The 12620-nt window shown below is 66.8% G+C and carries 14 protein-coding genes; 10 read left to right on the forward strand and 4 right to left on the reverse strand.

Going from position 1 to position 12620, the window contains the following annotated elements:
- Positions 1 to 10 precede the first annotated feature (10 nt).
- Complete coding sequence (locus AC1DZY_RS15305; RefSeq protein WP_476820986.1) at positions 11 to 814, forward strand: MBL fold metallo-hydrolase; 804 nt, start codon at positions 11 to 13, stop codon at positions 812 to 814.
- Positions 815 to 917: 103 nt separating this feature from the next.
- Here AC1DZY_RS15305 and AC1DZY_RS15310 read toward each other — a convergent pair whose 3' ends face one another.
- Entirely contained in the window at positions 918 to 1313 is a 396-nt protein-coding gene (locus tag AC1DZY_RS15310; RefSeq protein WP_476820987.1) for a carboxymuconolactone decarboxylase family protein, read from the reverse strand.
- 280 nt (positions 1314 to 1593) lie between these two features.
- Here AC1DZY_RS15310 and AC1DZY_RS15315 point away from each other — a divergent pair, with 280 nt between their 5' ends.
- The 9 genes from AC1DZY_RS15315 to AC1DZY_RS15355 all read left to right on the forward strand — a co-directional run bounded on the left by AC1DZY_RS15315 (position 1594) and on the right by AC1DZY_RS15355 (position 10969).
- Positions 1594 to 2367 (forward strand): GntR family transcriptional regulator, encoded by a 774-nt coding sequence (locus AC1DZY_RS15315; RefSeq protein WP_476820988.1) that lies wholly within the window; start codon positions 1594 to 1596, stop codon positions 2365 to 2367.
- Positions 2367 to 3875, forward strand: coding sequence for an ABC transporter substrate-binding protein (locus AC1DZY_RS15320; RefSeq protein ID WP_476820989.1), 1509 nt, complete (start codon positions 2367 to 2369; stop codon positions 3873 to 3875). The genes AC1DZY_RS15315 and AC1DZY_RS15320 overlap by 1 nt, the downstream gene beginning before the upstream one ends.
- Before the next feature lie 19 nt (positions 3876 to 3894).
- Positions 3895 to 4821, forward strand: a complete 927-nt coding sequence (locus AC1DZY_RS15325) for an ABC transporter permease (RefSeq protein ID WP_476820990.1) — start codon at positions 3895 to 3897, stop codon at positions 4819 to 4821.
- Positions 4818 to 5669: a nickel transporter permease gene (gene nikC, locus AC1DZY_RS15330; protein WP_476820991.1), complete on the forward strand. Its 852-nt coding sequence runs from the start codon at positions 4818 to 4820 to the stop codon at positions 5667 to 5669. Before AC1DZY_RS15325 ends, nikC begins: the two co-directional genes overlap by 4 nt.
- A gap of 76 nt (positions 5670 to 5745) precedes the next feature.
- Positions 5746 to 6531, forward strand: coding sequence for an SDR family NAD(P)-dependent oxidoreductase (locus AC1DZY_RS15335; RefSeq protein ID WP_476820992.1), 786 nt, complete (start codon positions 5746 to 5748; stop codon positions 6529 to 6531).
- Positions 6532 to 6544: 13 nt separating this feature from the next.
- A complete protein-coding gene (locus tag AC1DZY_RS15340) occupies positions 6545 to 7441 on the forward strand; it encodes a polysaccharide deacetylase family protein (protein ID WP_476820993.1) in 897 nt (298 codons plus the stop codon).
- A complete protein-coding gene (locus tag AC1DZY_RS15345) occupies positions 7441 to 8985 on the forward strand; it encodes a gamma-glutamyltransferase family protein (protein ID WP_476820994.1) in 1545 nt (514 codons plus the stop codon). Before AC1DZY_RS15340 ends, AC1DZY_RS15345 begins: the two co-directional genes overlap by 1 nt.
- Before the next feature lie 2 nt (positions 8986 to 8987).
- On the forward strand, positions 8988 to 9962 hold the full coding sequence (locus tag AC1DZY_RS15350; protein WP_476821148.1) for an ABC transporter ATP-binding protein: 975 nt from the start codon (positions 8988 to 8990) through the stop codon (positions 9960 to 9962).
- Positions 9959 to 10969 (forward strand): ABC transporter ATP-binding protein, encoded by a 1011-nt coding sequence (locus AC1DZY_RS15355; RefSeq protein WP_476820995.1) that lies wholly within the window; start codon positions 9959 to 9961, stop codon positions 10967 to 10969. Before AC1DZY_RS15350 ends, AC1DZY_RS15355 begins: the two co-directional genes overlap by 4 nt.
- On the opposite strand, the gene AC1DZY_RS15360 is transcribed toward AC1DZY_RS15355, so the two are convergent.
- The 3 genes from AC1DZY_RS15360 to arfB form a co-directional block, all read right to left on the reverse strand.
- Entirely contained in the window at positions 10966 to 11466 is a 501-nt protein-coding gene (locus tag AC1DZY_RS15360) for a class I SAM-dependent methyltransferase (RefSeq protein ID WP_476820996.1), read from the reverse strand. The two genes, AC1DZY_RS15355 and AC1DZY_RS15360, sit on opposite strands and share 4 nt — an antisense overlap.
- A 145-nt stretch (positions 11467 to 11611) precedes the next feature.
- Complete coding sequence (locus tag AC1DZY_RS15365; RefSeq protein WP_476820997.1) at positions 11612 to 12175, reverse strand: regulatory protein RecX; 564 nt, start codon at positions 12173 to 12175, stop codon at positions 11612 to 11614.
- A complete protein-coding gene (gene arfB, locus AC1DZY_RS15370; RefSeq protein WP_476820998.1) occupies positions 12175 to 12594 on the reverse strand; it encodes an alternative ribosome rescue aminoacyl-tRNA hydrolase ArfB in 420 nt (139 codons plus the stop codon). The genes AC1DZY_RS15365 and arfB overlap by 1 nt, the downstream gene beginning before the upstream one ends.
- Positions 12595 to 12620: the final 26 nt, after the last annotated feature.

Below are 12620 nucleotides of genomic sequence, written 5' to 3' on the forward strand. Positions count from 1 at the left end.
CGCGATCCGCATGGCGCTGACGGTCACGATCCTCGGCTGCGGCTCGTCGGGCGGCGTGCCGCGCCCGGGCTCCGGCTGGGGCGCCTGTGACTCCGCCAATCCCAAAAACCGCCGCCGCCGCTGCTCGATCATGGTCGAGAAACAAGGCGCCGCCGGCACGACACGTCTGATCGTCGACACCTCGCCGGATCTGCGCGAGCAGCTCATCGACGCCGCCGTGACCCATCTCGACGCTGTGCTCTACAGCCACGATCATGCCGACCACACCCACGGCATCGACGATCTGCGCGCAATCGTGCTGCATATGCGCCGCAGGATCCCGGTCCATGCCGACAAGGTCACGGCAGTCTCGCTGCACGAGCGCTTCGGCTACATCTTCCAGACGCCGCCGGGCAGCGCCTATCCGCCGATCCTCGATCTCAGGCCGATGACCGCTGGCGCGACCGTGACGATCGATGGTCCCGGCGGCGCGATCACAGCCGAGCCGTTCGCCGTCGAACACGGACCCAATTACGAGGCGCTCGGCTTCCGGTTCGGCGGGCTGGCCTATCTGCCCGATGTCAGCCTGATTCCGCCGCCGGCCTTCGCCGCTATGCGCGGGCTCGACATCCTGATCCTCGATTGCCTGCGCGAGACGCGCCATCCGAGCCATTTCAGCCTGGAGGAATCGCTGGCTGCGATCGCCGAGCTAAGACCGCATCGCGCGGTCCTGACCAATCTCCATGTCGATCTCGATTACGCCAGCCTCTCCAGACGGTTGCCCAACGACATTGAAGTCGCGTTTGATGGAATGACGGTCACAGCGCCGGACTGAAACGCGCCCATCAGGTGCTTGTGGATAGGCATTTTAGTTCCATAATATGTCTTATGCGAATTGAATGTTGGGGTTGCGGCCACTGCGACCGCACCGCTACCCGTCACCTGTCCGCAGGCACCGCCCCCTCCGCCTTCAGCACCTCATGGGCCGCCTTGAAGGCATCAAGCCCCGCCGGGATGCCGCAATAGACGGTGGCGTGGAGCAGGACTTCCTTGATCTCGTCGACGCTCACGCCGTTCGCCAGCGCGCCCTTGACGTGGAGCTTGAGTTCGGCCGGCTTGCCCAACGCCGTCAGCATGGCGAGATTCAGCATCGAGCGCGTCTTGTGCTCCAGACCCGGCCGCGTCCAGGCATAGCCCCAGCACCATTCGGTGGTGATCTCCTGAAACGCCATCATGAAATCGTCGGCCTTGGCGAGGCTGCCGTCGACATACTCTGCTCCCAGCACCTTGCGGCGGACCTTCAGGCCCTTCTCGAACTGTTCGCTGCGGGACATGCGTCGGCTCCTTTGGTTGGCTCTCACAGACCGGACCCGCGCTGCGACTGGCTGCTTAAGCCAGAGGAGCGCTGCCCTGAAGTCCGGAATAACGGCAGCAGACTGGCCAAGCCAGCTCGACCCGTCAACGGCATTGGCGGGATGACAGGTTGCGGCCAGCAAGCGTCGTTTCGGCGCGCGCCGGGCCATGAATTTCAAGACGACGTCGCACCCGCCTCACGCAAAATAAAAATGTCACAAAATACTTGTGAAATCTCACAGAGCGTTTCAGATTACCGCAATGCTCGACACCTCCTCCCCCTTTGGCAGCACGTCCGCAGCGCCCGCCGCCGAAGCGCGCATGGATGTGGCGAGCCGCCGGCTTCGCAAGGCGATGATCGCCTGCGAACTTGAGCCGGGCACGTTCATTCATGAAGCCGCGCTGGCCGAGCGTTATGGCCTGGGGCGCGCCAGCATCCGCGTCGCGCTGACGGAACTGGTGACCGCGGGCTTCGTCAGCCGCCACGCGCGGCAGGGCTGGCGCATAGAGCCCATCGACGGCCCGCTGATCGCTGCCGTGCTGGATGGGCGTCGCCGGCTCGAGCCGTCGCTTGCGACGCAACGCCTCGGCAAGCACACCCGCGACGCGCTGACCTCCCTGCTGGGCATGGTCGATTCAGTCTCGGGCCGGGCCGAACCGGCGGCGTTGGCGACGGCACGCGCTGCCGAGCGCCGGATCCGCGATGCTCTCGCGGCCAGTGCAGGGCCGTTTGCCCGGCGCTGGCTGTGCGAAATCTGGGACCATGCCGACCGGATCTTGCGCCAGTTCGATCTCTCCGGCCACGTCATCGCACCACCCGACCGTCGCGCGCTGGTGACGGCGCTGATCGCGGGAGATGCCGATGCGGCCGCTCTCGCCATCGCGCAGGAGAACGACCGTTTCGCCGACGCGGTGGCTCACGGCTTCATGGCGATTTCACCCCGGCTGGGACAGCCGGCGGCACGGTCCGCGCGTCGTCGTGCCGCCCGCCCCATCACGGACAACCCGATCCCCCTGACGAAGGAGCAGCAGTGATGACGATCCTCTCGCGGAAGCCCCATCTCCTGGCCGCGCTGGCCGCAGCCTTTCTCGCGACGACCGCACCCGCTCATGCAGCCAAGGACCGGCTCGTGATCGACCTCGTCAACGAGCCCTCCTCGCTCGATCCGCAGGTGCAGTGGAACCCCGACAGCTACTATGTCTACCGCAACATCTTCGACAATCTCGTCACCCGCGACGACAAGGGCGAGATCGTCCCGCAGGTCGCGACAAGCTGGAAATATACGTCCGACACCGAAATAGAGTTCGAGCTGCGCTCCGACATCGCCTTCCATGACGGCTCGAAGCTGACGGCCGAGGATGTCGCCTACAGCGTCAAGCGCATCACCGATCCGAAGTTCGGCAGCCCGCAGCTCGGCCAGTTCGACAAGATCACCGACGCCGTCGCGCTCTCGCCGACAAAGGTGAAACTCACCACGAACGGCGCCTATCCGGCGCTGCTGGCCCAGCTCGTCAAGCTTTCGATCGTGCCCAAGGCGATCGTCGAGGCGGTCGGCAAGGACGCCTTCAACCTCAAGCCCGTCGGCAGCGGCCCGTACAGGTTCGAGGGCTGGCAGCGCGGCGTCGCCGTCACGCTGGCGCGCAACGACGCGTATTGGGGTCCCAAAGGCCCCTTCCCGGCCGTGATCTTTCGTGCGGTGCCCGACGGCGCGACGCGTCTGGCCAATCTTCAGGCCGGGGCCAGCGATCTCGGCGTGACGCTTGACGCCGACCAGGCCGGTCAGCTCAAAGCCGCGACGAAGGCCAAGGCTCTGATCGGCCTGACCGAGCGTGTCGCCTATCTCAGGCTCAATACGACGAAGCCGCCCTTCGACAACGTCAAGCTGCGGCTGGCGGCGGCGCACGCCATCGACAAGGAAGGGCTGGTCGACGGCCTGCTCGGCGGCTTCGACAAGCCTGTCGCGCAATTGCTGACGCCGGCCTCTTTCGGCTGGATCGACGGCATGAAAGGTCCGGGCTTCGACCTCGCCAAAGCCAAGGCGCTGGTTGCGGAGGCCGGTCCTGCCGCCAAGGCCGAAATCGAACTCTCGACCGCGCCGGTCTTCGACCAGCGCATCGTCCAGGCGATCCAGCAGCAGCTCAGCGATGCCGGTCTCAACGTCAAGATCGGCATGTCGGACATGGCGACCTATCTCAAACGCTCGCAGGCTGGCCCCGAGACGACCTCGACCCTCAGCTTCGGCCGCTGGTCCTGCGCCTGCCAGGATGCGGACGGCGTGCTCTTTCCGCTGATCCACAAGAGCAGCGGCTGGTCGGCCTATCGCAACCCCAAGGCCGATAGCCTGCTCGAAGAGGCGCGCCAGACGCTCGACAAGGACAAGCGGCTGGCGGCCTACCGCCAGGTCCACGAGCTCATCTCCACAGAGGTGCCGCTGGTGCCGCTCTATCAGGCCGTCGTGATCTATGGCGCGGCCAAGAACCTGCAATTCCAGCCGACGCCGAACGAAAGCATGTTCCTGAACCGCATGAGCTGGACCGACTGAGGCTCGTGCAAGGTTTCTGATGCAACGCTTCCTGCTCCAGCGCATCGGTCAGGCGCTCTTCACCATCCTGGGGGTGGTGACGCTGATCTTCTTCGTCCAGCGCCTGACCGGAGATCCGACCTATCTGCTGGTGCCGGAAACCGCGACCAGGGCCGATGTCGATGCGCTACGCACCGCGCTCGGCTTCGACCGGCCGCTGATCATCCAGTATTTCGATTTCCTGGGAGAGCTCCTCCGGTTCGATCTCGGCCAGTCCGTGGTGCAGCGCGTGCCGGTGCTGACCATCATCGCCTCGCGGCTGCCCTACACGCTGATGCTGGCGGCGGGTGCGCTCGTCGTCGCCTGCGGCATCGGCGTGCCGATCGGCATCCTGCTGGCGATCTTCCGCGATCGCGCAATCGCAAGGGTCGCTGCCGGCTTCGTGCTGGCGGCACAGAGCATGCCGACCTTCTGGAGCGGCATCCTGATGATCCTGGTCTTCTCGGTGCTGCTGGGCTGGCTGCCGCCCTCCTCCACCGGCAACCTGTCGCATCTGGTGATGCCCTCCTTCGCGCTCGGCCTGCTGAGCATGGCGACCTTTGCGCGGATCACCCGTTCGGCCCTGCTCGACGAACTCTCGAAGGACTATGCCCGCACCGCCCGCTCGCGCGGCGTCCGCACCGGGCGGCTGCTGCTGCGTCACATCGCGCGCAACGCATCGATCCCGTTGGTCACGGTGGCCGCGCTCGAAATCTCGAATCTTCTCGCCGGCGCGGTCATCGTCGAGACCGTCTTTGCCTGGCCCGGTATTGGGCAGGTCACCGTGCAGGCGATCCTGGCGCGCGACTTCATGATCGTGCAAGGCGTCGTGCTGATGGGAGCGTTCGTCACGGTGGCGCTGAACCTGCTCTCGGACGTGCTCTACAGTCTGATCGATCCGCGCATCATGCTGGACGGCGCACGATGAGTGCGATCGCCGCCCCGCACTCGCGCCGCAGGCTCCCGCTCATGCGCTGGTGGCCGCTGGCGATCGTCGCGCTCGTGGTGGTCGCGGCGGTCTTCGCGCCATGGCTCGCGCCCTACGACCCCAATCAGCAAAACCTCGTCGGCCGGCTGAAGCCGCCCGGCACGATCTCACGCAATGTTCACTACTGGCTCGGCAGCGACGAACTCGGCCGCGACCTGCTGAGCCGCATCATCCATGGCGCGCGCGTCTCGCTCGTCGTCGCCTTCGCCTCTGTGATCCTGTCGGGCACTGTCGGCACGACGCTCGGCATGATCGCGGGCTACAGGCGCGGCTGGATCGAGATCGCGGTGATGCGCGTCGTCGATGTGTTCCTTTCGATACCCGCGGTGCTGCTTGCCATCATCACGGTCGCGGTGCTGGGGCCCAGCCTCGTCAACGTGATCATGGTGCTCGCGCTGACCCGCTGGCCGCGCTACGCCCGCGTCGCCTACAGCCAGACGCTGTCGGTTGCGACCATGCCCTATGTCCGGCTCGCCGCATTGATGGGCGCAGGGAGCCTGCGCGTGCTGTTCCGCCACATCCTGCCCAACATCATCGGCGCGGTCTGCGTCGTCGCGACGCTCGAATTCGGCCTGATGGTGCTGTTCGAGGCGGGACTGTCCTTCCTCGGTCTCGGCGTCCAGCCGCCGACGGCAAGTTGGGGCGCGATGCTGTCGACCGGACGCAACTATGTCGCTACGGCCTGGTGGGTCGCGACCTTGCCGGGCCTTTGCCTGTTCGTGCTCGTGCTTTCGGTCAACCTGACCGGTGACGCCGTCCGCGACCGCCTCGATCCCCGTTTCCGCTGAGCATGATGCCAAAAAGTGGGAACCGGCTTTTTGATCACATCATGCTCCCACTAATCAGATTCTGAGGACCTGACCCATGTTCGACGACATCAAGGGCAAGCGTGCGCTCGTCACCGGCGCCTGCGGCGTGATCGGCCGCTGGATCTGCGAGACGTTGTACGAGGCCGGCGCGACACTGGCGCTGACCGACGCGAAGACGGACGATCTCGACGCATTCGCAAAAGGGCTCGGCCTTGGCGGCGACAGCTTCACCAAGGCGGCCGACCTGACCGACGAAGCCTCGATCAAGACGCTGGCGGACGAGATCGGCAAGCGCTGGGGCGCTGTCGACATCCTCGTCAACAATGCCGGCATCTATCCAAGCGGCTTTCTGCTCGACACCTCGACCGAGGAGTTCGACCGCATCCTGTCGGTCAATCTGCGTGCGCCCTTCATCCTGACCCGCGAGATCGCGACACAGATGGTGCGCAGGCAGGTCAAGGGCTCGATCATCAACATCTCGTCGGGCGCCTCGCGAAAGATGCGCCGCACGGCCTGCGTCTACTCCACCTCCAAGACGGCACTCGATCGCCTGACCAAGGGTTTTGGTGTCGAACTCGCAGAATACGGCATCCGCGTGAACGCGCTCGAGCCCGGCTTTGCCGCCGGCAGCAAGGTCTCGGGACTGACCGAGGCGCATATCCGCAGCACGGTCTCGCAGATTCCGCTCGGCCGCCCGTCCTCGCGCGAGGATGTCGGCAACGCCCTGCTCTACCTCGCCAGCGATCTGTCGTCCTACGTCACCGGCGCGACCCTGACCGTCGACGGCGGCAATTCGATCGGATCGCTTGCCGTCCATCAGGACAAGAAGAGCGCGCTCTAGAGGGAGGCGAGACATGGCACCCGCGAGCGACCCCAAAGCCGGCTATGAATGGCCCGCCGGCAAAACCAGCGCCTTCTGCTTCAGCGTCGATGTCGACGCCGAGAGCCCCTATCAGTGGAACCTGGCAGCCGACGCTCCCGCCACGCTCGGCCAGATCGAGCAGCGGCTGTTTGGGCCGCGCATCGGCATCTGGCGTATCCTCGACCTTCTCGACCGCTACGGCGTCAAAGCGACGATGTTCGTGCCCGGCCTCGTGGCAAAAAACCATCCCGAGCTGCTGCCGGCCTTCGTCGAACGCGGCCACGAGATCGGCCTGCATGGCTATTTCCATGAGCTCGCGACCGAAGCGGGCCCGGATGAATTCGCCCGCGCGATCGATGAGTCGCTGGCGCTGTTCAAGAGCCAGGCCGGCGTCGTTCCAAAGGGCTTCCGCTCGCCGGCCTGGGAAATGACGCCTGCCATGCTGGCCGAGGTCAAGCGGCGCGGGCTTTATGATTCCTCTCTGATGGGCTTCGACCACCCCTACACGATCGACGGCGTGACGCAGGTCCCGGTGCTCTGGGCGGTGGATGACGCGATCTATTTCCGCTTCACCGGCAGCCCGACCGACAAGGGACCGCCCTCCCCGCAAGGCGGCGTCCTCGATGCCTGGCTCGACGAATGGCATGTGCTGCATCGCGAGGGCCGCATGATGATGCTGACGATCCATGACTGGATCTCCGGCCGCGCAGGCCGCGTCCGCATGCTGGAAAAGCTCCTCGACGTCGTAACCGCCTCGCCGGGCGTCTGGATCGCAACCGTCGGCGAACTTGCGGAGCACCACGCGGCAAGCGCCAATGCAACGCGTTTCAGCGTGCCGCTGCGCTTGGCCGAAGCCAGCGGCCCGTTGCGCTTCAGGACGGTCCGCTGATGCAGACCTTCACCGTCCGCCGGCCTGCCGTCCATTCGCCCGATGGCCTCGTCGCAGCCCAGAACCGTTATGCGGCGGAAGCTGGAGCAGCCGTGCTCTCGCGGGGCGGCAACGCCATGGATGCAGCCGTCGTCACCGCGCTGGTGCTGAGTACCGTCGAGCCCTGGCTTTCCGGGATCGGCGGCGGCGGTTTCCTCGTCCACGCCGACGGCCGAACCGGCGCGACCGAAACGCTCGATTTCAACGTGCGCGCCGCAGCCGGTCTCGATCCTGCGGACTATCCTCTTGCCGGCGAACAGGCCGGCAACTGGTTCTCATGGCCCTCGGTGGTCGATGATCGCAATGTCTCCGGCTATGGCGCGATCTGCGTGCCCGGCGCCGTTGCGGGCTTCGCCGCCGCGCTCGAACGTCACGGCACGCTGTCATGGCAGGACGCACTCCAGCCGGCGATCGAGCACGCCGAGCGCGGGCTTGAGATCGACTGGTTCGCCGCGCTCTGCATCGCGATCGAAGCGGCCGGCCTCGCCCGCGATCCCACGCTCTCGGCGCTGCTACTCGACAACGGCCATGCGCCCAAGGCCGGAGCGGACACGCAGCGCTTCAAGCCGATGGCCTTGAAAGCGAAGCTGTTGCGGCGACTGGCCAAGGCCGGCGCGCGCGATTTCTACGAGGGCGAGACCGCCCGGATGATCGCGGCCGATCTCGAAGCCGGCGGCTCGGCGATCCGCGCCGCCGACCTCGCGGCCTATGACGTGACCTGGGCTCCGCCGTTGACCGGACGCTACCGCGACTTCGACATCGCCGCGATTCCCGGCCTGAGCGGCGGCCCGACTTTCTTCGATGCGGCCGCAAGGCTGGAGGCGGGACCACTTGCGCGCGAAACCTCGCCGGCCCAAACCGCCCTGCTCTATGCCAGCGCAATCCGCGCGGCCTATGCGACGCGCCTGACCACGCTCGGCCATGCGGCCACACCCCAGGCTGGCTGCACCTCCCATGTCAGCGTGGTCGATCGCGATGGCACGATGGTCTCGCTGACCAACACCCTGCTCTCGCGCTTCGGCGCCAAGGTCGCGTTGCCAAACGCAGGCATCATCATGAACAACGGTATGATGTGGTTCGACCCACGTCCCGGCCAGCCCAACAGCATAGCGGCAGGCCAGAAGCCGCTCGCCAACATGTGCCCGCTGGTGCTGAGCCGGAACGGCCGCCCGATGTTAGCCATTGGCGCAGCCGGTGGGCGCACGATTTTCCCGACCGTGCTTCAACTGATCTCCGGCTTGGCCGATTTCGGCCTGTCGCTGGAGGAGGTCTTCCACCGCCCGCGCATCGACGCCTCGACGCCGCGCATCAAGATCGACGCAAGGGCGCAGGCGGATGTAGCAGCCGCTGTCGCCAGCGCCTTTCCAGTCGAGATCGTCGAGGACACGCTCTACCCGGTGAACTTCTCGATTCCGTCTGCCGTGATGGTCTCGGACAATGGCGGCTTCACCGGCATGGCCCACCCGACCTCGCCATGGGCCGCGGTGGTGGCGGCGACGGCATGACGATGACGGAACCGCCCGTCCTGGCGATCGACGATCTCGTCATCGAGATCGACGGCAACCGCATCGTCGATCATGTCTCGCTTGAAGTCGGCTCGGGTCGCATCCTCGCCATCGTCGGCGAGTCCGGCTGCGGCAAGAGCCTGACGGCGCTCTCGGTGCTCGGCCTCTTGCCGAAGGCGGCTACGGTCAGGAAAGGCGCGATCAGGCTCAATGACCGCGACTTGACGACGCTCGCCGAAACCGGCCTCTCGGAGGTCAGGGGCAATGAGGCAACGATCATCTTCCAGGAGCCGGTCGCGTCGCTGAACCCGCTGATGCGCGTCGGCGAGCAGGTCGAGGAGGCGCTGGTCCTGCATCGCGGCCTGTCGCATCGCGCCGCGCGCGAAGAAGCGATCGCGATGATGACCCGCGTCGGCATTCCCGATGCGGCGCGGCGCGCGCGGCAATACCCGTTCGAGCTCTCGGGCGGCATGTGCCAGCGCATCATGATAGCCTCGGCCCTGATCTGCCGCCCTGCCTTGCTCATCGCCGACGAACCGACCACGGCGCTCGACGTCACGATCCAGGCGCAGATCCTCGACCTGATGCGGGGCTTGCGGGCGGATGTCGGCACGGCGATCGTGCTCATCACCCATGATATGGGCGTCGTCGCCGATCTCGCCGACGATGTCTGCGTGATGTATGGCGGGCGCATCGTCGAGAGCGGCCCGGTGGACGCTATATTCGCCGCGCCGCGCCACCCCTATACCAAGCTCCTGCTGGCGACGATCCCGACCCTGCAGGGGCAGCGCAAGGCGCTTTTGCGCACCATCGAGGGCATGGTTCCCAGCGCCGAATCCTGGCCTGATGGCTGCCGGTTCCGCACGCGCTGCCCGCTCGCCGACGAAAATTGCCTGGCTGCGCCGCCACTATCGGCTGTCGAGGCCGGCCACGCTGCGGCCTGCTGGCACACGGCCGAAGTCGGGGCTCTGGCATGAGCGACGCTGCTGATCCCCTGCTTCGGGTCCGTGATCTGAAGGTTCATTTCAAGCTGCGTCGCGGCGTCGGGACGCCCGGCGGGGTGGTCAAGGCCGTCGATGGCGTCTCCTTCGACGTCGCAGCCGGCCGCACACTCGCGCTCGTCGGCGAATCCGGCTGCGGCAAGTCGACGACCGCCTACGCGGTGATCGGGCTGGAACACGCTACCGGCGGCACCGTCATGTTCGACGGGCGCGACATCACCGGCCTGCGCGGGTCGGACAGGGCAGCGCTCGCCCAGGACATCCAGATCGTCTTCCAGGACCCGAGCGCGGCGCTCAACCCGAAGATGAGTATCGCCGACAGCATCGGTGAGCCGCTGGCCATCGCCGGCCGGACACGCCGCGACCGGCAAGCCCGCATCGCCGAATTGCTCGACCGGGTCGGCCTGCCGGCGGCCTTCGCGGAACGCCTGCCGAGCGCACTGTCGGGCGGCCAGCGCCAGCGCGTCGTCATCGCGCGCGCGCTCGCCCTGTCGCCGCGCCTGCTGATCCTCGACGAGCCGGTCTCGGCGCTCGACGTTTCCATACGCTCTCAGGTGCTGAACCTGCTGCTGGAACTGCAACGCGACCTGAATCTGGCGTATCTCTTCATCTCGCACGACCTCTCGGTGGTCAGGCACATCGCAGACGAGGTCATCGTGCTCTATCTTGGCACAGCGGCCGAAAGCGGCCCGGTCGACGCCATGTTCGAAGCGCCAAGACACCCCTATACGCAGGCTCTGCTGTCGGCGATCCCGCTGCCGGATCCCGTCCTGCAAAGGCGCCGTGAAAAGATCATCCTGACCGGCGATCTGCCGAGCCCGCTGGCGCCGCCGCCGGGCTGTCCCTTCATCAGCCGCTGCCCGATCCGCGAGGATATCTGCCCCACTGCACGCCCTGCCCTCATCGCGACGGCGTCGGGAACGCAAGCCGCCTGCTTCGTGCGCGCGGCTGCGCCGGCGCTATCGCGAGGTTACCTCGCCTAGACCCGCTCCGGCAGGCGGCGATAGGCAAAGTAGCGCCCCTCCGGAACGCCTTCGGGCAAGGCCGTCGCGACCAGCGCCGCATGCGCCAGCTCCGAACCGCTGACCACCAGCGCGTCGTCGGCAGCCAGCATCGCAACATGACCCGGCAGCCAGGAAAGTGCGATCGCATCGCGCTCGGGCACGCCGGTGGTGGCGTCGACATGGAGCAGCACGGCGTTGCGACCATGCTCGGCCGCGAAGGCCGGCAGGGTCTGCGCCATATCACCGAGCACGAGCCTGTCGACCGGCGGCAGAGAGCGCGGATTGGCCTTGGCCTCGCGCTCAAACGCGTGGATCTCGCGCCCCGGCAGGATCTCGCGCAGATGGTCGTAGGTCCGGCCATTGCCAAGCCCGAGCTCGAGCACGAATCCATCGCGCCCGACGATGCCGGCGGCGGCCCAGTCGAGAACCAGGCGCTGCGCCTGAAGGCGGCGGATCATGCTGTCGAGGCGGCTCATGGCTTCCCTGATCGACGGCGATGCAGGCGAAGTCAATCTCAAGCGTCTCCGGTCTGGTCACCACTTGCGCGTGCCGGAGCCGCCGTCGAATGGCGTTGCGAGCTGGTTGCCCGACACAGCGCCGCAAGCGAGGAGTGGGCAGAGCCTACGGCTCGACACCGTCGTCCGCGCCGTCGATGACCGCGCGGACGATCGCGATGCCGAAGCCCGCTCGCGCAAGTGCGGCGAAATCCTTACTGCGCGACGCAGTACGGTCACCACGATTCCATGGCCCGAGGCGCTTACGTTTTGCGGCGATTCGCGCCGCCGCCAGTTCCTGCTCCTCGCTCGCGGCGCTGTGCCGGGCCACCAGATCGCGCGGCACGCCTTTGGCCGCGAGCTTGCCGGCGACGGCCCGCGCCGACTGGCCCTTTCGTCGCAGGCTCGCGGCGCGCGCCTCGGCGAAGCGCTGGTCGTCGACGAGGCCCGACGAAACGCAGCGCGCCACCACCGCGTCGAGCATCGCCTCGAACCGGGCGGGCTCGTCGCCGTGATGGCGGCAGCTCAGTACGACCTTGCGCTGGAGCACGCGGCGCAACTGCACCGAGGGCGCGGCATAGCGTTCGAGATAGTGCATCGCGGCGCGCTGCAGATAATCGGGCGTGATCTTGCGCGGCGGCCGGCGCTCAGGCCGCTTGTCGCGCGCTACAGCGGGCGCGTCTTCCGCCACTAATCGGTCCCCGGCTTCGAGCGGCCGGCCTTGATCGAGGCGCGCTTGTCCTTGGAAACCAGCCGCCTTTCCTTGGAGGCCTTGGTCGGCTTGGTTGCCCGGCGAATCACGGGACGAACGGCCGCTTCCCGGATCAACTCCAGCAGGCGCTCCAGCGCCTCCTCGCGGTTGCGCTTCTGGCTGCGCTGCGCCTGCGCGACGATGACGATGACGCCGTCCTGCGTCAGCCGGCTGCCGGCAAGCTTCATCAGGCGCACGGCGACGTCGTTTGGCAGCGAGGGCGAGCGCCGGATGTCGAATTTGAGCTGGACCGCGCTCGACACCTTGTTGACGTGCTGGCCGCCCGGCCCCGAGGCGCGCACGAAGCTTTCTTCCAGTTCGCTCTCGTCGATCGCGATGGACGGGGTGACTTGAATCATGGGAGTGAGGCTATCTCATTTCGGCG

The organism is Allobosea sp. P2_A10, from assembly GCF_056405115.1.